The organism is Streptomyces sp. NPDC030296 (genome assembly GCF_055572815.1).
Window position 1 is genome coordinate 518904 of record NZ_JBVICQ010000002.1, and the last position, 20526, is coordinate 539429.

The window sequence follows — 20526 nt, forward strand, 5'->3', positions numbered from 1 at the left end:
TCACGACCGGCCCTGGAGACGAGCCGCCAGTTCCCTGATGGCGGGCAGGCGTTCGGCGAGGGCCGCGCCCGGGCAACTGGTCATGTAGCCGTCGCTGTGGCCCGCGAGGGTGGGCAGCAGGACGGTGGTGCTGGCGGCGTAGCGGCTGCGGCTGTTGCTGGAGGTGAGGCGCACACTGCCGCGGGGGTCGCTGTCGGAGAGGCCGAGCTTCCAGGCGACGAGGGCGGCGATCGCGTCGGTCATGGCCTGGGGGACGGGGACACCGGCGGTGAAGGTGCCGAGGGCGGCGACACCGGCGGTGCGGTGGTTGAAGCCCTGGGTGTGGGCGCCGGTGACGGGGCGGTCGACGCCGCCCGCGCGACCCTCGTAGATGGTGCCGCAGCGGTCGACGAGGAAGTTGTAGCCGATGTCGTCCCACTCCCGGGTGCCGGTCTGGCCGGCGTACAGGTAGCGGATGATGCGGGGCGCGTCGGCGCAGTCGTAGCCGTTCGGTGAGTCCGTGTGGTGGATGAAGACGGCGGCGACCTGGTCGTCGTAGCGTGCGGGCGGCTGGCTGCGGCCGTCCCCGGCGAGCCAGCGGCTCCTCGGCACGATGGGCGGCCGGGGCGCCTGGTGCGAGGGGTGCGACTGGGAGGGCCGGGCCGCCACGGGGCTGGGGGCACGGCCGCCCGTGCCGTCCACGCCGATCGCGCACAGCACCAGCGCGAGGACGGCGGCGACACCGGGCAGACAGGCCAGCGCGAGGAGGACGGGACGCGGCGGGCGGGGGCGCCCGCGCCGGGTGCCGCGATGGCGGGCGGGCTGGGGGGCGGGTGCGGTCCGCGCGGCGGTGGCGCCGCGCGGACCCCGTATTCGCGCGACCGTGAGGCCTCGCGGAGTCCGTGTTCGGCGCCGCCCCGCACGGAGTGGCCGACGTCGTGACGATCCCCGCGACTTCCGGAACACACGCATGCACCGAGCCTCACCCCGATGCGCCCCCGCCGCCCTGTGGGTTGCGCCACCCGGGTGAACGGATTGGAACCATCGTCCCGGTCCGGGACGTTTTCACGATTCAGGCGGACGGGCGTACCGGTGGCCGATTCCCGCACGCCACCGGCGTGCCGTGCGGGCGTGACTGATCACTGCGCCCACCCCACGCGTACTACTGGGTCCCCAAAGAGAGAGGCGCTGGAGTGGACGTGCTCGACATCCTGCTGATGCTGGTGATCCTGGCCTACGCGGCGTCCGGCTACCGTCGCGGCCTGGTCGCGGGATGTGTGTCCCTCGCCGGTTTCGTGGGCGGCGCGGTGGTGGGCGTCTGGATGCTGCCGTGGATGATGGAGCTGGTGGCGCCGGGCACCCCCGCGGCGACGGTCACGGCGGTGCTGACCGTGCTGGTGCCGGGTGTGATCGGGCACGAGCTGGCGGGCCGGCTGGCGCTGCGGCTGCGCCGCGAGATAGACCGCAGCCCGCTGCGCGTGGCCGACGGCATAGGCGGGGCGGCGGCCAACTCGATCGCCGTGCTCATCGTGGCGTGGGTGGCCGCGAGCGTCCTCGGGGCGTCCTCGTCGCCGCTGGTGACCAACTCGATCCGCAACTCCGCGCTGCTGGGCGCCGTGCAGAACACCATGCCGGACACCACTCCGACCTGGTTTTCCAACGCCACGTCCGCGCTGACCGAGGCGGGCTTCCCGCAGGTCTTCAACCCGTTCGAGAACGAGGCGACGGCCGAGGTCGCCAAGCCCTCCGGGGACAGTGTGACGGCCGCGGCGACGAACGCCGCCAAGCGCAGCACGGTCAAGATCGAGGGCGTCGCGGGGACGCAGGGCCGCGAGGGCAGCGGCTTCGTGTACGCGCGCGAGCACGTGATGACGAACGCGCACGTGGTGGCGGGCATCGACGACCCGAGTGTGCGGGTGGGCGGCGTGGGCCGGACGTTCCAGGGGCGGGTGGTGCTCTTCGACCCGGAGAAGGATGTCGCGGTGCTCTATGTGCCGGGTCTGGAGGCGCCGGTCCTCCGCTTCGACGACACCGCCTCGCGGGGTGACGCGGCGGTCGTCGCCGGTTACCCGGAGGACGGCGGGCTCGACCTCCAGGCGGCCACGGTCGCCAGCCGTATCGACGCGACTGGCCGGAACATCTACAACACGGACGCGGTCACCCGCGAGATCTACTCGATCCGCTCCACCGTCCGCCCCGGCAACTCCGGCGGCCCCCTCCTCACCACCGAGGGCCAGGTCTACGGCGTCGTCTTCGCCCGCTCCACGTCCGACGTGGAGACGGGGTACGTCCTGACGGTCGACGAGGTCGCCCCCGAGGCGAACAGCGCGGCGAACGCGACGAAGGCGGTGGACACCGGGGAACTCGTGACGTCGTGAGCATGCCGCCGTGGGGCCGCGTCGTGGGGGCGGTTTCCCGCCGTCATGCGCGGCGCACGGTGGCACGCCCCTGTGAGGCCGGGCCAGGGCGGTGGCATGCCGACGGCGTGGGCGTCGCCGTGACGTCGCGTCAGAGGTGAACGCCCCGTCGCGTCAGAGGTGAACGCCCATCAGTACGTCGTCCACGTAGGCCCCGTCGAGCAGGAACTCCTCGGGCAGGACTCCCTCCACCACGAACCCCTCGGACTCGTACAGCTTCCTGGCCGGGGTGTTGTGGCCGAGCACCCGCAGGGTGAGCCGCCGGGCGCCCCGGCTTCGCGCCTCCTCCCGCGCGGCCCGCACCAGCGCCCGCGCCACCCCGGCCCCGCGCGCCTCTTCCGCGACGGCGAGCCCCTGGATCTGGCGGACATGCGCGTTGCAGTCCAGCGAGGTGGGCCGGCCCAGCCGGAGGTAGCCGACCACGTCACCGCCGAGTTCCGCGACGAGATGGTCCCCGGGACCGAACCGGTCGTCGAAGAACGGCCTGTACGGCTGCCGGGGGCGCTCCTGCACCGAGTGCAGCGTCGACCAGGTGGCCCGGTCGAGCCGGGCGAGCGCGTCCTCGTCGTCGGAGGTCGCGACCCGTATGAAGGGAAGCGGCATACGGACAAGCGTACGGGGGCACACCTCGACAGCCCGGCGGCACGGCGGGGCCGCGGCGGGCCCGGTCCGTTGATTCGCCGCATGGAGGGGCAGGATGGGAGGCATGGACACAGATGCGCCCGTGGCGCCCGGTTCCCGTGTGGTGATCGCCGGGGCGTCCGGCCTGATCGGTTCGGCGCTGGCCCGGTCCCTCACCGCCGACGGGTACGAGGTGCGCCGGCTCGTGCGGCGTGCGCCGCGCTCGGCGGACGAGGTCCGCTGGGACCCGGAGGCTCAGCAGGTCGACGTGGCCGGCCTTGAGGGGTGTGCGGCCCTCGTGAACCTCGCGGGCGCGGGAGTCGCCTCGCGCCGCTGGACCGACGCGTACAAGGAGACGATCCGGCGCAGCCGGGTGCTCGGCACGAGGGTGCTCGCCGAGGCCGTCGCCTCCCTGGACACACCACCGAGCGTCTTCGTGTGCGGCAGCGCGATCGGGTTCTACGGCGACACGGGCGACCGGGTGGTGGACGAGGCGGCGTCGGCGGGAACGGGGTTCCTGCCGTCGGTGTGCGTGGAGTGGGAGGCGGCGGCGAAGCCCGCGGCGGACGCCGGGGTGCGGACGGTGTTCGCGCGGACCGGGCTGGTCGTGGCGCGCGGCGGGGGCGCGTGGGGGCCGCTGTTCCCGCTGTTCAAGGCGGGGGTGGGCGGGCGGATGGGCGACGGGCGGCAGTACTGGAGCTTCATCTCCCTCCATGACGAGGTCGCCGCGCTGCGCCACCTCATGGAGACGCCGTCGCTGTCCGGGCCGTTCAATCTGACGGCGCCGAACCCGAGGACCAACGGGGAGATCACGGCGGCGATGGGCAAGGTGCTGCGTCGGCCGACGCTCTTCCCCGTGCCCGCCGCCGCCCTCCGGCTCGCCCTCGGCGGGGTCTCGTCCGACGTCCTCGGCAGTACGCGCGCCGTACCGACCCGGCTCCTGGAGTCGGGCTTCGTGTTCACGCACCCGGACATCGAGTCGGCGATCCGCGCGGCCGAGACGGACTGAAGCACCGCCGACCGCAGGCGGCGCCCGGCGCCGGGCGTCCCCGGGCGGACCGGGTGCGCCCGGCGCTCTCCGGGGCTTGCCAGGGGCGCGGGAGCCCCGCCACAAGCCCCCGCCGTCCCGCGCCCGCCTCGCATCCACCACCCGCCGACCCGGTGGGCGTGGGACCACGGAGGCGTGGCGGGGACGCCGGGCGCACGCGCCTTCCCGCCATGCCCCCGTGCGAGGGTCGCGCGCGACTTCCCCGGTCAGCGCCGGAAACCGCACCCTCGTCCCGAACTCAGGTATTCCAGAAGGCCGTTGAGGGCATGACGTCCCCAGCAGCCGCGCGACCTCGGGAGGGGCACGTGCTTGAGTCGGTGTACCAATCGACGTACTCAGCGGACACGGAGACCGTGGACGTCATCGTCGTCGGGGCCGGCGTGGCCGGCCTCGCCGCGGCCGGACATCTGACCAGGGCGGGTCTGACGACCACCGTCCTGGAGGCCGCGCCCGCCATCGGCGGCCGGATGTCGACCGAGAAGATCGACGGCTTCCGCCTCGACCGCACCCCCCAGTTGCTCTCCACGTCCTACCCCGAACTGCGCCGCACGCCGGGCCTGGACGCCCTGCCCCTGCGCCCGTTCGCCCCCGGCGTCCTGCTGTACGCCGACGGCCACCACCACCGGGCCGGCGCCACCCCGCCCCTACGGAGCGCAAGGGGCGCACTTACAGCCGCGCGCGCCCTCGCAAGCGCCCCCAGGCTGCCCCGGAACGGAGGCCGCGCACAGGGCCGCCACCAGGGCCGGCCGGCGGGTGTCCGGCCGGGCCGGCTGGGCGCCCCGGCCGACCAGTCCCGGCTGGCCATGGCGCTGGCCCGGCTCGCCGCGACCGCGCCGGAACGGCTCGCCACCCGCGCGGAGCTCCCGATCGCCGAGGCCCTCGCGACCCGCGGCTTCCCGCCCCGGACGATCGACGGTTTCGTACGGCCCCTGCTGGCCGCCCTGCTCGCCGACCCGGCTCTGCAAACGTCCAGCCGCTGTGCCGATCTGGCCCTGCACGCCTTCGCGACGGGCCGGTTGTGCCTGCCGGAGGGCGGCGCCGACACCCTCCCGGAGCTGCTCGCCGCGGCCCTGCCGCCGGGCACCGTCCGTACCGGGGTCAGGGCAACCGCGATCAGCACGACCTCGGTGACGACGGCCGACCACGGTGAACTCTCCTGCCGTGCCGTCGTCCTGGCCACGGACGCCCGGTCCGCGGCAGAGCTGCTGCCGGGGCTGCGCGTACCGGACTTCCACCCGGTGACCGTGCTGCACCACGCCACCGACGAGCTCCCGCCGGGCGAGGGGGCGCTGCTCCTCGACGCGGACCGCGGCGGCCCCGTCTCGCACACGGCGGTCATCAGCCAGGTCGACCCGACCCGGGCTCCTGCGGGCCGTGCCCTCATCACCTCCACGGTGCTCGGCACGCCGCCGGACGCGGCCCATCTGGACGCCACGGTCCGCGCCCAACTGGCCCGGTTGTACCGCACGTCCACGGCCCGGTGGGAGCTGCTGGCGGTCCATCACGAGCCCGAGGCCGTGCCCGCGATGCCCGCGCCGCACGACCTGCGGCGCCCGGTGCGGCTGCTGGCCGGTCTGTACGTCTGCGGCGACCACCGCGACACCAGCACCGTCCAGGGCGCCCTCCACTCGGCCCGCCGGGCCGCCCACGCCGTCCTCACGGACCTGGACGCCCACCCGACGCCCATGGAGGAGGCACTCGAGACGGCCGCCTGACCGAGGCGCGGCGGGGGCGCCCGGACGGTCTCCGGGCGCCCCTGAGCATGCGGCACACGGGCCGCCGCGCGCCCCCTAGCCCAGGGCGGCCACCTTGTCCCGGTAGCCCCTCACCGGGGCGGCGTCCCGGTACGGCTCCAGACGGCGCTCGAAGTCGCGGACGTACTCCACGGCACGCACCGAGCGCATCTCCGCGGCCTGCCCGGCGGCCTCCGCGCCCAACTGACAGGCCTGGTCCAGCTCGCCGAGCCCGAGGCGGGCCGAGGCGAGCACCACCCGGCAGAAGAGGCGGCTGCGGGCGAAGGCGGGCGCCCTCAGTTGCAGCGACCGCTCGGCGTGCTGGGCGGCGGCGCGGTACTGCTGGAGGTCGCGGTGGCTGTGCCCGAACTCGTCGGCGAGCTGGGCCTCGTCGAAGAAGCGCGCCCAGTAGGGGACCTCGTCGCCGGGGCGGGCGGCCTCCAGGGCCCGTTCGGCGCGGACCAGCGCGGCCGTGGAGGCCCGTACCTCGCCGAGGACCGCGTGCCCGCGGGCCTCGACGGCGTGCAGCAGCGACTGCACGACCGGCGGCACGGCGGACCCGACGCCCTGCTGGGCGACGCGCGCGAGCTGCACGGCCTCCCGTCCGTGCCCCAGGTAGACCGCCTGCCGGCTCATCGTGATGAGGACGTACGCCCCGTACGCCCGGTCGCCCGCCGCCTGCGCCAGGCGCAGCGCCTGTACGAAGTACCGCTGGGCGAGCCCGTGGGCGCCGATGTCGTACGAGGTCCAGCCGGCGAGCCGGGTGAGGTCGGCGGCGGCCGCGAAGAGCCGTCGGCCGACCTGTTCGCCGTAGGCCCCCCGCAGCATCGGCTCGGCCTCGTGCTCCAGGTAGCGCACGAGGGCCTGGCGGGCGTGGCCACCGCCGTAGGCGTTGTCGAGGGCGCGGAAGAGTTCGCCGACCGAGCGGAGCGCGGCGATGTCCCCGGAGGTGACCTTCTGGCCGGGGCCGCGCTCGGTCTGGCTGCGCTGCCGGGGGACGGCCGGGCGGCCCTGCGGGGGGACGCGGGTGGCGGCCGGGTCGCCCCGGCCCACCCGGTCGTCGGCGCGGCCGATCAGCCAGTCCCGGCTGGGGACGACGAGTCCGGCCGGGGTGAAGGCGATCTTCCGCAGTTCGGCGTGGCTGCCGGAGTCCTTGCGCCACAGGCCGCTGACGATGTCGATGGCCTCGTCGGGGGTCGCGGCGAACTCCAGCCCCGCGTACACGGGGGCGCAGGCGTCGAGACCGAGGTCCTGTGCGGTGAGCCTGCGGCCGAGGCGGCGGGTGAACACCTCGGCGATGAGCGCGGGCGTGGTGCCCCTCGGCTGCTGGCCTCGCAGCCAGCGGGTGACCGACGTCTTGTCGTATCTGAGGTCGAGGCCGTGTTCGAGACCGAGCTGGTCCACACGACGCGCTAGTCCCGCGTTGGAGAACCCCGCTTCTGCGATGAGGGCGGCGAGCTGGCGGTTGGGGGTGCGCTGCGCGGGTCGTTCCGTCATCTGCGGTGCGGTCTCCTGCCTTCCGGGTGTCGGCGCGGTGCCCGGATTGCCTGGTGAGAAGCCTTTGCGGCCTTGTGAACGGCGTGAATGTAGCGGAGAGTAAACGCCCGATCGCACACTTCCGCGTCGGTTCATCCGATCGTGTGAGGATTGGCCGCGTAGCTGACGGGGCGGGGGCGCGGTGTACGCCGGCGGTCGCCGCCGTGCGCCGGTGGGACGGCCGCCGAACATCGCGCGGTCCTACGGTCGTACAGTGGCGTGGGCGCGTCACGCGCCTGACAGAGCTATCGCGGTACCGCCGCACGGCCGTACCGCCGAGGGAGGCGCTTGCCGTGAGTGGGTTGCGGTTCGTCCGCATGGGGTTCGGCACGGAGGCCGTCGAGTACCAGGAGGCCTGGGACGAGCAGCGCCGGGTGCACGCGGCGCGCTTCGTCGACGAGGTCCCCGACACCGTGCTGCTCCTGGAGCACCCGCCCGTCTACACGGCCGGCCGGCGAACGGCCGACAACGAGCGCCCCCTGGACGGCACGCCCGTCATCGACGTGGACCGCGGCGGCAAGATCACCTGGCACGGGCCGGGCCAGCTCGTCGGGTACCCGATCCAGAAGCTGCCGCGCCCGGTGGACGTCGTGGCCCATGTGCGCCGCCTGGAGGAGGCCCTGATCCGCACGTGCGCCGAGTTCGGCGTGGAGACGACGCGGGTGGAGGGCCGCAGCGGGGTGTGGGTGCTGGGCGACCCCGTCGAGCAGCGGCTCGGCGGCCTCTCCCTGGACCTCGACCCCCGGATGCACGACGACGAGTTCGACCCCCGGCTGAACGGTCCCGAGTACGCGCCCTCCAACGCGGGGCAGCGGCGCGAGGACCGCAAGATCGCGGCGATCGGGATCCGGGTGGCGAAGGGCGTGACGATGCACGGCTTCGCGCTGAACGTGAACCCCGACAACCGCTGGTTCGACCGGATCATCCCCTGCGGGATCCGCGACGCGGGCGTCGCGTCCCTCGCGACGGAGCTGGGCCGCGACATCACCATCGCCGAGGTCCTCCCCGTCGCCGAGAAGCACCTGCGAGACGTACTGGAGAACGCCGACCTCCGGCCGAGGGTCGTGGAACGCGCGTCGGCGTGAGGTCCCGGCGGGCCGGGGCCCGCCGCCCGGGGAATGCGACCCGAGAGCCGAAGGTTGCCCACCTCGGGGAGCGACAACAGCACGGGCGTACCCTGGGGTGCGCCGAAGAATCGAAGCTACAGGGAGCCGATGTGTCCGCAGTCTCACCCGACGGACGCAAGATGCTGCGCCTGGAGGTCCGCAACAGCCAGACCCCCATCGAGCGCAAGCCCGAGTGGATCAAGACCCGGGCGAAAATGGGTCCCGAGTACACCGCGATGCAGAAGCTCGTGAAGAGCGAGGGCCTGCACACGGTCTGCCAGGAAGCCGGCTGTCCCAACATCTACGAGTGCTGGGAGGACCGCGAGGCGACCTTCCTCATCGGCGGCGACCAGTGCACCCGCCGCTGCGACTTCTGCCAGATCGACACCGGCAAGCCCGAGGCGCTCGACCGTGACGAGCCCCGCCGCGTCGGCGAGTCCGTGGTCACCATGGACCTGAACTACGCCACCATCACCGGCGTCGCCCGCGACGACCTCCCCGACGGCGGCGCCTGGCTGTACGCGGAGACGGTCCGCCAGATCCACCAGCAGACCGCCGGCCGCGAGGGCGGCCACACCAAGGTCGAGCTGCTCGCCCCGGACTTCAACGCCGTACCGGAGCTGCTGCAGGAGGTCTTCGCCTCCCGCCCCGAGGTCTTCGCGCACAACGTCGAGACCGTCCCCCGCATCTTCAAGCGCATCCGCCCCGGCTTCCGCTACGAGCGCTCCCTGAAGGTCATCACCGAGGCCCGCGACTACGGCCTGGTCACCAAGTCCAATCTGATCCTCGGCATGGGCGAGACCCGCGAGGAGGTCAGCGAGGCACTCAAGCAGCTGCACGACGCGGGCTGCGAGCTGGTGACCATCACCCAGTACCTGCGGCCGAGCGTCCGGCACCACCCCGTGGAGCGCTGGGTCAAGCCGCACGAGTTCGTGGAGCTGAAGGAGGAGGCCGAGGAGATCGGCTTCTCCGGAGTGATGTCCGGCCCGCTGGTCCGCTCCTCGTACCGCGCCGGCCGGCTGTACCAGATGGCGGTCGAGAAGCGCGGCACCTACGTCGCGTCGCAGGCCGTCTGACCGTCTCCCCCCGGCCTGCGGGCTCGGCTCCGGGCCCCCGGGGGCCGTCTCCCGGCGGTGCTGCGCCGACACGCCGTACGGCCAGTCGAGTGGCACGGAGTGCCAGGCAAACGTGTGAATCTGAGCACAAGAACCTACTGGCCAGTAATGGCCAATTGTCCGCGGCCCTGACCGTTCTCCCAGATGGGGGCACCGTCAGGGCCGCGTCGGCGTTTGAGCGCCGCCAATCCAGGCTTCATGGGCGTTTGACCGGTCGGTCACGCCCTGGTAACACCAATCAGTGACCCTGGTTTCACGCCCGGTACAGACCCAGCCCGCTCACCCGATCCCTAGGGGGGACCTCATCATGCAGGCCGCGCCCGTTCGCGCCACGGCGATCCCGTCGTTCACCGATGCACTCCGTGCCGTCGAGTCGCTGCTCCTCAGCAGCGGCCAGCGCACCGCCCGCCGCAACGCCTGGACCTCCGTCCTGGAGGACCGCCGCCGCGCCAAGGACCGCGTCGAGGCCGAGCGCGTTCTCGAGGCCGCCGTCTCCACGCGCACCTCGTGACGCACCACGGCTGACGCACCACCCCGGCCACCCACGGCCCCTTGAGCGGGGGACGAGCCGACCGCCCGAAGGCTCGACCGCGATCCGCACCGCGACCGCTCAGGCGCCGCACCGTGGCCGTCGAGGCCGCGCACCGCGGCCGCTCAGGCACGACCCCGCACCACCCGAGGCACCACCGAGGCACCGCCGCCGCCCGGCGCCGCTCCCCCCGCGTCGTCGCCGGTCACCGGACCCCACCGGCACCGCCGTCGTCCTCGCTTCCCCGGACACGTAGACTTCGTGCCATGGCGAGGAAGGAACCCGCAGCGGACGCTGCGAACCCCGGGCGACTCAAGCAGATCGCTCTGACGTACAAGATGACCCGCAGGGCCGACAAGAAGATCGGTCTTGTACTCGCGGCTGTCGGAATCATCACCTTCGGTGTCTTCCTCGCGATCGGTTTCTTGATCGGTCACCCCATCTATCTCGGCATCCTGGGCCTCCTGCTCGCCTTCCTCGCGACGGCGATCGTCTTCGGACGGCGGGCCGAGCGGGCCGCGTTCGGGCAGATGGAGGGCCAGCCGGGTGCCGCCGCGGCGGTGCTGGACAACGTGGGCCGAGGCTGGACGACCACCCCGGCGGTGGCGATGAACCGCAACCAGGACGTGGTCCACCGGGCCGTCGGCAAGGCCGGCATCGTCCTGGTCGCCGAGGGCAACCCGAACCGGGTGAAGAGCCTGCTGGCCGCCGAGAAGAGGAAGATGGCCCGGATCGTGGTGGACGTGCCGGTGCACGACCTGATCGTGGGCACCGGCGAGGGCCAGGTCGAGCTGAAGAAGCTCCGCACGACCATGCTGAAGCTGCCCCGCGTCCTGTCCGGCCCCCAGGTGACCGCCACCAACGACCGGCTCCGCGCCATGGGCGACCTGATGAGCAACATGCCGCTCCCCAAGGGCCCGATGCCCAAGGGCATGCGCATGCCGCGCGGCGGGAAGATGCGCTGACCTCCCCCGACTGACACCACTCTCCTCGTACGACGAAGGGGGCGCCCGGAATCTCCGGGCGCCCCCTTCTCGTGCGTGGCGGGTCCATGCGTCTCGGGCGTCCTCGTACGTCTCGGGCGCTCGTACGCGGCGGTGCTAGATCCGTACCTCCACCGTCCGCGCCAGGCGGTCGTGGAGGCCGCGGCCGTCGCGGTCCCAGACGAGGGCGGGGATGGCGAGGCAGAGCAGGACGCTGCGGACGAGGGCGCGCCACGGGTTCACCGCGCCGGTGTCCTGGGCGATCACCCGGAGGCCGAAGAGACGCTTGCCGGGGGTGAAGCCCACCGTGCCCAGGGTGAGGACGTGGAGCAGGAAGAAGATGAGCAGGGCCCAGTTGCTGGTGGCCTGGTCGTAGCCGTCGGTGATCAGGCCGTATGCGATCAAGAGGCACAGCCCCCAGTCGACGGCCAGCGCCCCGAGACGGCGGCCCGGGCGGGCGATGGAGCCAGGCCCGTGCTCCGGCAGACCGAGCTGCTCGCCCCGGTAACCGAAGTCGACACCCGCGTCCTCGGCGGCCGCGCGGGGGCCGGAGAGCCACGATCCGATTGCTTGCCTCTTGTCCACTCGAACACCGTACTGCGACCGTTCTGCCATTCGGACAGGTGGGGTCAGGTACGGGATGTCCGGTTAACTTGTGCGAAACAAATGGGTCACGTACGAGAAATCACCCGTCCCTAGGGTCGAGAGCAGCGTGTGCCACCGCACTGGCCGCACGAACGAACTACCACCCCGGCGGGATGGTCGGGAGTAGGAGGAGCTGGATGTTCCAGAACGCCGACGAGGCCAAGAAGTTCATCGCGGACGAGGACGTCAAGTTCATCGACGTCCGCTTCTGCGACCTGCCGGGCGTGATGCAGCACTTCACGATCCCGGCCGAGGCCTTCGACCCGGCCGAGGAGCTGGCCTTCGACGGCTCCTCGATCCGCGGCTTCCAGGCCATCCACGAGTCCGACATGGCGCTCCGTGCCGACCTGTCCACCGCGCGCGTCGACCCGTTCCGCCGCGACAAGACGGTCAACGTCAACTTCTTCATCCACGACCCGATCACGGGCGAGCAGTACTCCCGTGACCCGCGCAACGTGGCGAAGAAGGCCGAGGCGTACCTCGCGTCCACCGGCATCGCCGACACCGCGTACTTCGGCCCCGAGGCCGAGTTCTACGTGTTCGACAGCGTGCGCTTCAAGACCTCGGAGAACGAGTCCTTCTACCACATCGACTCCGAGGCGGGCGCCTGGAACACCGGTGCGCTGGAGGACAACCGCGGCTACAAGGTCCGCTACAAGGGCGGCTACTTCCCGACCCCGCCGGTCGACCACTTCGCCGACCTGCGTGCCGAGATCTCGCTGGAGCTGGCCAAGTCCGGTCTCCAGGTCGAGCGCCAGCACCACGAGGTGGGCACCGCCGGCCAGGCCGAGATCAACTACAAGTTCAACACGCTGCTCGCCGCGGCCGACGACCTCCAGCTCTTCAAGTACATCGTGAAGAACGTGGCCTGGCGCAACGGCAAGACCGCGACCTTCATGCCGAAGCCGATCTTCGGTGACAACGGCTCGGGCATGCACGTCCACCAGTCGCTGTGGTCGGGCGGCTCCCCGCTCTTCTACGACGAGGCCGGTTACGCGGGCCTGTCGGACACCGCCCGCTACTACATCGGCGGCATCCTCAAGCACGCCCCGTCGCTGCTGGCCTTCACCAACCCGACGGTGAACTCGTACCACCGTCTGGTGCCGGGCTTCGAGGCCCCGGTCAACCTGGTGTACTCGCAGCGCAACCGCTCCGCGGCCATGCGTATCCCGATCACGGGTTCGAACCCGAAGGCCAAGCGTGTCGAGTTCCGCGCGCCCGACTCCTCCGGCAACCCGTACCTGGCCTTCTCAGCGCTGCTGCTCGCGGGCCTCGACGGCATCAAGAACAAGATCGAGCCGGCCGAGCCGATCGACAAGGACCTCTACGAGCTCGCCCCCGAGGAGCACGCGGGCGTCCCGCAGGTCCCGACCTCCCTCCCGGCCGTCCTCGACTCCCTCGAGCGCGACCACGAGTTCCTCCTCCAGGGCGACGTCTTCACGCCGGACCTGATCGAGACGTGGATCGACTACAAGCGCGCCAACGAGATCGCGCCGCTCCAGCTGCGTCCCCACCCGCACGAGTTCGAGCTCTACTTCGACGTGTGATATCGCCCCAGGTCGGAGCGGGCTTCCGCTCCCCTGGGCCGTGTGTGGGCCGTCGGCCGTGTTCTTCCTCGCCGGAAGGGCACGGCCGACGGCCTGTTTCGGGGCCGCCATCCGCGATCGGTTCTGTCCAGCGCCTTCCGCTCCCGCGAGTGAACAGCGAGGCGCATCCGACACCACGCCCCGCAAACCCGCGCCCGCACCCGACGTCGACGATCGGCGCATTCGGGCTGGGAAGTCCGTTCCGGACGGCGCCGCGCGGTCTTGTGGTGCTACCCCTACGTCTACTCCTGTTCGACAGCAGTCGCACTGCACCCGCCCCCCTGCGCCCTCCTGGTCGCACGCCGCCATTCAGCATGCAGCAGGCAGAGGTGGGCCCCCGGCTGCTCGCCATCCCGAGATGGCTCAGCGCGTACCGTTCGGCCGGCGTCTCGGTTCCGGCTTTCCAGGGCGGGGGCACCGTCGTATGGTTTCCTGCACGACTGTTCGATGGACTACGGGGGAGACACGGGGATGCCCGAACAGGACGACAGCGAGCGGGAGTTCGACCTCAGGTGGGCGGACAACGCCGAGCACAAGGAGCCCTCCGCGCGAGCCCGGATGCTCGCCGCGCGCTGGAAGGAGAATCCGCCCGCGCCGCAGCCCTTCCGCGCCGATCCCGGCCCGCGCGCACCGCGCCGCTCGTCGTGGGTGTCGACGCTCGTGGTGTTCGGCTGTGTGGCCGGGCTGATCGCGGTGATCGGCTACCTCAACTACCGGTCCTCGTACTGAGCCCGTCCACCGCCGCCGGCCCCCGGAGCCGCGGCCGCCGCCCCAGCGCACAATGGAAGGCGGGACGGGTGCCTGCCTGAGTGCGGGGTGGTACGGATGTCGAACCGGTTCCGGAGTGATCCCCGGCTGACCACGCGGATGACGATCACGTTGTTCCTGCTCGGGCTGTTGTACGTGCTGTTCGCGGCCGCGTTGATCGCCTTGCTGAAGTCATGGGTGCTGGTCGTGGTGGCCGCGGGCCTTCTCCTGGGGGCGCAGTACTGGTACTCCGACCGGGTCGCCCTGTACGCCATGCGCGGGCGGATCGTGGAGGCCGAGGAGTATCCGCGGCTGCACGGCGTGGTGGACCGGTTGTGCGCGGTCGCGGACGTCCCGAAGCCTCGGGTCGCGGTGGCGGACATGGACATGCCCAACGCGTTCGCGACCGGGCGGAACGCCGATCACGCGGTGGTGTGCGTGACGACCGGGCTGCTCAGAAGGCTGGAGACGGACGAGCTGGAGGGCGTGCTCGCGCACGAGCTGTCGCATGTCGCGCACCGCGATGTCGCCGTGATGACGGTCGCCTCGTTCCTCGGGGTGCTGGCGGGGCTGGTCGTACGGTTCGCGTTCCACTCGCACATGTTCGGCGGGCGCCGGGACCAGAACACCGCCGTCGTGTTCAGCGTGGTGATGGGGGTGGCGGCCGCCGTGTACGTGCTGAGCTTCCTGCTGATCCGTGTCCTGTCCCGGTACCGGGAGCTGGCCGCCGACCGGGCGGGCGCCCTGCTCACCGGGCGGCCCTCGGCGCTCGCCGCCGCGCTGACCAAGGTCACCGGCGACATGGCGCGGATCCCCACCCGGGACCTGCGGACCTCGCAGGCCTTCAACGCCTTCTACTTCACCCCCGCCCTGGGCGACCACCCGCACCTGGCCCGCTTCTTCGCCACCCACCCGCCCCTGGAGCAGCGGCTCGACCAGCTGGGCAGGATCTCCGTGGAGCTGGGTGAGACCCCCGCGTCCGGACCGGGGAAGGCGGCCTGAACCGCCATGGGGCTGCTGGACGTGCTCCTCGGCCGTACGAAACCGGTGCCGCCGGACCTGGACCGGCTGTTCGCCCTTCCCTCAGCCGCGGTGACCCTGGAGGCCGCCGCCTCCCTCACCCCGACCGGGACCGGCGCGGTGTGCTTCGCGTCGGTCGAGGGCGCGGCCTTCGACGACGTACGGCGGGAGGTGCGGGCGCTGCTCGACGTCGACGCGGACGCGGAGCGGGGTGCGGCGGGTGTCGAGGCCGTACGGGACGAGTACGGGTACTCGTGGCTCGTCTCCCGGCGGAGGCCGCAGGAGCTGCCGGACCTGGTGGGGGATCTGCACACGGTCAACAGCGCCTTGGAGGGCGGCGGGTTCGGGCCGCAGCTGCTGTGCTCGGTGGTCGGGTTCCGGGGCGGCGAGGACGGGGAGCGGCGGCTGGGGCTCGTCTACCTCTACAAGCGCGGCACGTTCTATCCGTTCGCGCCGCTGCCGGGTGAGGCGCGTGAGGCGGGCCGACGGGACAACGCGCTGGAGCTGCGGGTCAGGGCGGTCCTCGCGGGGGACCTGCGGATCGAGCCCGATCTGGGCCGCTGGTTCCCCCTCTGGGGTGCCCCGGGGCTGTGACCGCCCCGGGGCACGGGCTCGTTACTTGCCGCTCTTCTGCCGCTCCTGCCGACGGGCCTCGAAGGGCCGCTCACGGCGGTAGCGGCGCTCCCACTTCGCCTGCTGGTCACGGCGCTCGCGGTAGGCCCGGTAGGAGGCGGGCTGTGCGCCGCCGCTCGACGACGGCGACGACGCCGCCGAGCCACCGCGGGTGCGGCCGTGGCGGATGTACAGGTAGAGCAGCCCGACCGCGGCGAGCCAGAGCAGTTCGTTCGAGAAACCGAGGACGACCAGGACCGCGGTCGCCGAAAGGATCAAGGTGCCCATGGCGGGCCTCCTTGGGTGTGCGTGGGTGGTGGCAGCGATGCCCGTCCCGCACGGTCCGGTGCCGGACGCTCGGCTGCGCCCGTCCAGGATGCTGGGCGGGCCGATCCGCCCGCATCCGAATATCGGGGGCGGTGGGGCGTGCGGACGCCTTCGGAGGGGTGATTGTCAGTGGTGTCCGGGAGGATTGGGCGGACGGGACGACTGATGTTCGGGTGGAGGCGGCGGCATGGGGGACGCACGGCGGTACGTCGGAGTGGCCGAGCGGCGGGCGCGGCTCGCGGCGGGGCAGCGATTGGCCGGATCCGTGCGGGCGGCGCGGCCGGAGGAGGTCGCCGACTCGCTGGTGGCGCTGCACGGCTCGGACCCGGCGACGGTGTACCTCGCGGTGGGCGCGCGGCTCGCCGAGCCGGCGCGGACCGTGGCCGAGACCGAGCGGGCGCTGTACACGGACCGGACCCTGGTGCGGATGCACGGCATGCGGCACACCGTGTTCGTGTTCCCCGCCGGTCTTACCGCCGTGGTGCACGCCTCGACCGGCATCACGGTCGCCGCGAGGGAACGGGCCGCGCTGCTGAAGGACATGGCGGCGGCCGGGGCCCCGGACGCGGCCTGGCTGAAGGAGGTCGAGGAGTCGGCGCTCGCCGCGCTGGCCCGGCGTGGCCAGGCGACGGCGGCGGAACTGGCCGAGGACGAGCCCCGGTTGAGGGAACGCTTCGTGTACGCGGCCGGAAAACCCTACGAGGGGACGCACACCGTCTCGACGCGGCTGCTGAGGGTGCTGGGCGTGGAGGGCCGGGTGGTGCGGGGCCGGCCGCTCGGTTCGTGGACGTCGAGCCAGTTCCGGTGGGCCGTGGCCCCCGCGCACCCCGAGCTGGATGTGGCGGAGGCCCAGGCGTCGCTCCTCGGGCGGTGGCTGGCGGCGTGCGGTCCGGCGACCGAGGCCGACCTGAAGTGGTGGACGCGCTGGCGGGTCACGGAGGTCCGCCGGGCGCTCACGGCGATCGGGGCGCGGGCGGTGACGCTGGACGAGGGCACGGGGTACGTGGTCGCCGGGGACGAGGAGCCGGTCGCCGCCCCGGCCGGGCCGTGGGCCGCCCTGCTGCCGGCCCTCGACCCCACCGCGATGGGCTGGCGGGACCGCGACTGGTATCTGGCGCCGGAACTGCTGCCCGCCCTGTTCGACCGCAGCGGCAACGTGGGGCCGACGGTGTGGTGGAACGGCCGCGTGGTCGGCGGCTGGGCCCAGCGGGCGGACGGCGAGATCGTGTGGCGCCTGCTCACGACGGAGGGGATCGGTGCGGAGGCTCGCGGGGCGATCGCCGAGGAGGCCGAGCGGTTGCGGGCGTGGGTGGGCGAGACGCGGGTCACGCCGCGCTTTCGGACGCCGCTGGAGAAGGAGTTGGGCGGGCAGGGCGCCTAATGACTCGGGGGTGAGGGTGGGTTCGGCGGGTGCGGGTGCGTCGTGGTTTCTCGCGCGGTTCCCCGCGCCCCTGAAAAGCAGGGGCCTGCGGCCCCGTGCTTTTCAGCTGAAGGGCGGGCCGTACGCCCGTACCTTCAGGGGCGCGGGGAACCGCGCGACCAGCCCCCACGGACCCGCACCCGGCAAACCCGCCCCCACACCGACCGCGGTGCCGGGCGCCCCAAAAGAAGCGGCCCCCGGCACCCCCGGCTCACTTGGGCGGGCACTCCTTCCACGCCAAGTGGTAGATCGTGCTGATGTCCCCGTCCGTCGAGTCCATCGTCATGAAGCTCGTGCTGCTCGCCGGCGACGAACCCCGGTTGACCCGCAGCTCCGTGTTGATGTTGAAGTTGCGTTCGACACCGCACGGCGCCCACACCAGCTGGGCCCAGTCGGTCTCGTCCGTGGCCTGCCAGTTGTCCTCGTACGGGCCGTTGAAGCCGTGGGTGCGGGAGGCCGTGTCCGGAGAGCCCTGGAAGTAGTACGAGGCCTTCTGCGTGCCGTTGGCGCCGCGCTGGAGTGAGGCGAAGCCTCGGTAGTCGACGCTCGCGATGGCGTACGTGAAGCCGCCCGGTACATGAACTCTCAGGTTGAGCTGGCAGTTCTTGCGGAACGCCGTGGAGGGCGCGCCCCCGCCGACCTGGGCGAGGTACTCGCTGTAGGTCACGGTGAACGCGGTGTTGTCCGGGGCGACGGCGACCGCCGTCGTGCCCTGGGGACAGCCGGAGCCGTTCACCGTGGCGACCTTGATGATGATCTTGTCCGGCGGCGGGTTGTCGAAGGGATCCGTCGCGTGCGCGGGAAGCGCTCCGGCGAACAGGGCGGCGACGGCGCCGCCCAGGAGGAGACCACGAACCATGGGGGGTTCTCCCATCATAGGCATGCACATGTCAATAGACATGCGCGACGTCCCCGCACACCTGTGAAAGAGCTGTGAAGGCTGCGGGGCGACCGCATCGTATGGACCCCTGACGGGCACGGCTAGGGCGATCTCCGGCCAACCCTGGCGGCCGGAGATCGCCCTCCTCCTTCGGCCCCGGCCCCAACGCACCGGTGCCGCCCACCCCGAGGGGCGGACGGCACCGGAAGGCCCGACCAGTGGGCCGGCGTCAGCGGCAGTACCGCATCAGCGCCCGGACCATGTGGCACGTGGTGTCCGACGGCGGGTGCACACCGATCACCTCGGCGGTGGTGCGGATCGTCTCGTTGCGCGCCTGGTTCGGCATGTAGACACCGGAGTCCAGCAGGGCGATGGCGAGACGCATCGCCTTCAGACGCCGGTTGTGCGTGATGTACCACTCCCGCGGACGGCCCGGCGGCAGCGTGTGCTTCACGACGGGCTCGTACGGCAGGTCGAGCAGGACGGGATGCTTGACGGTTGACTGGGTGGGCAGCGGCTTCGACTTCAGTGCGGCAGCGGGCACGGACATCCTCCTGTCGCGGTCTGGGCGCCGCCGGAAATCCCCCGTCGGCAACCCTCGAACACTGCTTCTATTTTACTACCCCCCACTGACAATCGCCCCTGGCCAGAAGGCCTTTGAGCGGTTCTGTGACAGGGATGGAACACGGGTTTTCGGGGGCCTCGGAACACCTTCCGGCGGGCCGGGAGCGGTTGGCTACGGTGGGGCCATGGAGATCTGGATCAACCCGGCCTGTTCCAAGTGCCGCAGCGCCATCAGCCTGCTCGACGCGGAGGGTGCCGACTACACCGTCCGCCGCTATCTGGAGGACGTCCCGAGCGAGGACGAGATCCGTGAGGTCCTCGACCGGCTCGGGCTCGAACCGTGGGACATCACCCGCACCCAGGAGGCCGCCGCGAAGCAACTCGGCCTCAAGGAGTGGGCGCGGGACGCGGCCACGCGCGACCGGTGGATCGCGGCCCTCGCCGAGCACCCGAAGCTGATCCAGCGGCCCATCATCACCGCGGAGGACGGTGCGGCGGTCGTCGCCCGCACGGAGGAGGCCGTACGGGACGCGCTGTCGCGGTAGGCGGCCCTCGACCGACCCGACTCATGTGTGACGCAGGTTACTTCGGAGACTGCCGTAACCGTTGAGTAACCTCGTTCGGTATCTCGTACATAGCGGCGTACGCTCCCCTACCTCTCAGGAGGCGCGAATGTCGCGCAGGAGAACTCTCAGTACGAAGAAGAAGATCGCGCTTTTCGTCAGCGCGGCGGCGGTGGCGGGTGGTGGGGCCTTCACCATGGCGGCCACCTCGAACGCGGCGCAGACCGCGGCGGATTCCAGCGTCTGTCAGGGTCTCGCCACCGCGCTCGGCAACAACCAGAAGTTCATCGACGGTCAGCGGGCCACCCCGGACGCGCAGTCCGAGGCGCGGATCGCCAACCGCGAGGCCGTGATCAAGCAGATCAAGGTGCAGCAGGAAGCGTCCGGCTGTGTCGTAGGGGAGTCGGCTCAGGGCTCCCAGGCGGCACAGCCCGCGCAGCCCGGCGGCGCGGAGACCGGGGGGTCGGCTCAGGACCCCCAGGGCGACGAGGCCGCCGGGAACGCGGGCGGCGCCGGGGACGCGGGGAACGCCGGAGGTGCCGGAAACGCGGGCGGCGACGGCGGTGCCGACAACGCGGGTGGCGACGGCGGTGCCGGGGGCGGCCAGCAGGTCTGCAACGGGTCCACCGTCACGCTCTCCGGTGAGGGCGGCGCCCCGGCCGCGTCCAGCAACCAGTTCCCGGCCGGAACGAAGCTGAAGGTGACCAACCTGGACAACAACAAGTCCACGACCGTGGAGGTCACCTCGGTCTCCGGCAGCTGTGTCCTGCTGAACAACTCCGCGTTCGAGCAGGTCCGGGAGCCCGGCAAGTTCCTGATCCGCCGGGCGCTGATCGAGAAGGTCGGCTAGAACGACGGTCACCGGCCCCGCTGTTGCCGCCAGGGAGCAGCGGGGCCGGCCCGTCGTGGGTCCCGCCGAGCCGGGTCGGGAGGTCGGCCACCGTACGGAGGGGGTGGCCGGCCTTCCGACACCGGTTCGAACGCGATCCGCAGTGTGCCTGATTCGCGAACCGGAACGGGAAGCATCCGACCGACGTCCGTCGACGAGGACGCGATCGAACTGGGAAAGAAGGGCGATTGTGCCGTGACCCGCCG

Annotated in this window: 21 protein-coding genes; 14 read left to right on the forward strand and 7 right to left on the reverse strand. The window is 72.2% G+C overall.

Features of this window, described 5'->3' with window-relative positions:
* Complete coding sequence (locus tag ACZ4Z3_RS06280; RefSeq protein WP_468499908.1) at positions 1-951, reverse strand: peptidoglycan recognition protein family protein; 951 nt, start codon at positions 949-951, stop codon at positions 1-3.
* Between the two features lie 221 nt (positions 952-1172).
* On the opposite strand from ACZ4Z3_RS06280, the gene ACZ4Z3_RS06285 reads away from it, so the two are divergent.
* On the forward strand, positions 1173-2357 hold the full coding sequence (locus tag ACZ4Z3_RS06285) for a MarP family serine protease (protein WP_468499909.1): 1185 nt from the start codon (positions 1173-1175) through the stop codon (positions 2355-2357).
* A 153-nt stretch (positions 2358-2510) separates the two neighbouring features.
* On the opposite strand, the gene ACZ4Z3_RS06290 is transcribed toward ACZ4Z3_RS06285, so the two are convergent.
* Positions 2511-2999: a GNAT family N-acetyltransferase gene (locus ACZ4Z3_RS06290; RefSeq protein ID WP_468499910.1), complete on the reverse strand. Its 489-nt coding sequence runs from the start codon at positions 2997-2999 to the stop codon at positions 2511-2513.
* Between the two features lie 103 nt (positions 3000-3102).
* Here ACZ4Z3_RS06290 and ACZ4Z3_RS06295 point away from each other — a divergent pair, with 103 nt between their 5' ends.
* Both ACZ4Z3_RS06295 and ACZ4Z3_RS06300 read left to right on the forward strand, forming a co-directional pair.
* Positions 3103-4026: a TIGR01777 family oxidoreductase gene (locus ACZ4Z3_RS06295; protein WP_468499911.1), complete on the forward strand. Its 924-nt coding sequence runs from the start codon at positions 3103-3105 to the stop codon at positions 4024-4026.
* Positions 4027-4370: 344 nt separating this feature from the next.
* Positions 4371-5780 (forward strand): NAD(P)/FAD-dependent oxidoreductase, encoded by a 1410-nt coding sequence (locus tag ACZ4Z3_RS06300; protein ID WP_468499912.1) that lies wholly within the window; start codon positions 4371-4373, stop codon positions 5778-5780.
* Between the two features lie 75 nt (positions 5781-5855).
* Here the strand turns inward: ACZ4Z3_RS06300 and ACZ4Z3_RS06305 are convergent, their stop codons facing one another.
* Entirely contained in the window at positions 5856-7295 is a 1440-nt protein-coding gene (locus ACZ4Z3_RS06305; RefSeq protein ID WP_468499913.1) for a regulator, read from the reverse strand.
* 332 nt (positions 7296-7627) lie between these two features.
* Here ACZ4Z3_RS06305 and lipB point away from each other — a divergent pair, with 332 nt between their 5' ends.
* From lipB to ACZ4Z3_RS06325, 4 genes are all read left to right on the forward strand, one after another.
* Positions 7628-8419, forward strand: coding sequence for a lipoyl(octanoyl) transferase LipB (lipB, locus tag ACZ4Z3_RS06310; RefSeq protein WP_468499914.1), 792 nt, complete (start codon positions 7628-7630; stop codon positions 8417-8419).
* A 131-nt stretch (positions 8420-8550) separates the two neighbouring features.
* Positions 8551-9516, forward strand: a complete 966-nt coding sequence (gene lipA, locus ACZ4Z3_RS06315; protein WP_055537037.1) for a lipoyl synthase — start codon at positions 8551-8553, stop codon at positions 9514-9516.
* 346 nt (positions 9517-9862) lie between these two features.
* Positions 9863-10066, forward strand: a complete 204-nt coding sequence (locus tag ACZ4Z3_RS06320) for an SCO2195 family GlnR-regulated protein (protein ID WP_468095800.1) — start codon at positions 9863-9865, stop codon at positions 10064-10066.
* A 284-nt stretch (positions 10067-10350) separates the two neighbouring features.
* Positions 10351-11049 (forward strand): DUF4191 domain-containing protein, encoded by a 699-nt coding sequence (locus ACZ4Z3_RS06325; protein WP_468499915.1) that lies wholly within the window; start codon positions 10351-10353, stop codon positions 11047-11049.
* Positions 11050-11184: 135 nt separating this feature from the next.
* On the opposite strand, the gene ACZ4Z3_RS06330 is transcribed toward ACZ4Z3_RS06325, so the two are convergent.
* On the reverse strand, positions 11185-11652 hold the full coding sequence (locus ACZ4Z3_RS06330) for an RDD family protein (protein ID WP_468499916.1): 468 nt from the start codon (positions 11650-11652) through the stop codon (positions 11185-11187).
* A gap of 197 nt (positions 11653-11849) precedes the next feature.
* Between ACZ4Z3_RS06330 and glnA the strand changes: the two genes are divergently transcribed.
* The 4 genes from glnA (at position 11850) to pspAB (ending at position 15659) form a co-directional block, all read left to right on the forward strand.
* Positions 11850-13259, forward strand: a complete 1410-nt coding sequence (glnA, locus tag ACZ4Z3_RS06335) for a type I glutamate--ammonia ligase (protein WP_055514748.1) — start codon at positions 11850-11852, stop codon at positions 13257-13259.
* Between the two features lie 510 nt (positions 13260-13769).
* Entirely contained in the window at positions 13770-14027 is a 258-nt protein-coding gene (locus ACZ4Z3_RS06340; RefSeq protein WP_055514749.1) for an SCO2583/SCO2584 N-terminal domain-containing protein, read from the forward strand.
* Between the two features lie 96 nt (positions 14028-14123).
* On the forward strand, positions 14124-15047 hold the full coding sequence (gene htpX, locus ACZ4Z3_RS06345) for a zinc metalloprotease HtpX (RefSeq protein WP_468499917.1): 924 nt from the start codon (positions 14124-14126) through the stop codon (positions 15045-15047).
* Positions 15048-15053: 6 nt separating this feature from the next.
* Entirely contained in the window at positions 15054-15659 is a 606-nt protein-coding gene (gene pspAB, locus ACZ4Z3_RS06350) for a PspA-associated protein PspAB (RefSeq protein ID WP_468499918.1), read from the forward strand.
* A gap of 21 nt (positions 15660-15680) precedes the next feature.
* Here pspAB and ACZ4Z3_RS06355 read toward each other — a convergent pair whose 3' ends face one another.
* Positions 15681-15965 carry a hypothetical protein gene (locus ACZ4Z3_RS06355; RefSeq protein ID WP_468499919.1) on the reverse strand — a complete coding sequence of 95 codons (285 nt, stop codon included), beginning with the start codon at positions 15963-15965 and terminating at the stop codon, positions 15681-15683.
* Between the two features lie 226 nt (positions 15966-16191).
* Here ACZ4Z3_RS06355 and ACZ4Z3_RS06360 point away from each other — a divergent pair, with 226 nt between their 5' ends.
* The gene (locus tag ACZ4Z3_RS06360) at positions 16192-17385 is read left to right on the forward strand and encodes a winged helix DNA-binding domain-containing protein (protein ID WP_468499920.1); all 1194 of its coding nucleotides are present in this window, start codon (positions 16192-16194) and stop codon (positions 17383-17385) included.
* Between the two features lie 250 nt (positions 17386-17635).
* On the opposite strand, the gene ACZ4Z3_RS06365 is transcribed toward ACZ4Z3_RS06360, so the two are convergent.
* A complete protein-coding gene (locus tag ACZ4Z3_RS06365; protein ID WP_468499921.1) occupies positions 17636-18283 on the reverse strand; it encodes a DUF4360 domain-containing protein in 648 nt (215 codons plus the stop codon).
* A gap of 250 nt (positions 18284-18533) precedes the next feature.
* On the reverse strand, positions 18534-18848 hold the full coding sequence (locus ACZ4Z3_RS06370; RefSeq protein ID WP_099964905.1) for a hypothetical protein: 315 nt from the start codon (positions 18846-18848) through the stop codon (positions 18534-18536).
* 205 nt (positions 18849-19053) lie between these two features.
* Here ACZ4Z3_RS06370 and ACZ4Z3_RS06375 point away from each other — a divergent pair, with 205 nt between their 5' ends.
* Together ACZ4Z3_RS06375 and ACZ4Z3_RS06380 are read left to right on the forward strand one after the other, a co-directional pair.
* Positions 19054-19413, forward strand: a complete 360-nt coding sequence (locus tag ACZ4Z3_RS06375; protein ID WP_468499922.1) for an arsenate reductase family protein — start codon at positions 19054-19056, stop codon at positions 19411-19413.
* 127 nt (positions 19414-19540) lie between these two features.
* The gene (locus ACZ4Z3_RS06380) at positions 19541-20281 is read left to right on the forward strand and encodes an RlpA-like double-psi beta-barrel domain-containing protein (protein ID WP_468499923.1); all 741 of its coding nucleotides are present in this window, start codon (positions 19541-19543) and stop codon (positions 20279-20281) included.
* The last annotated feature ends 245 nt before the right edge of the window (positions 20282-20526 follow it).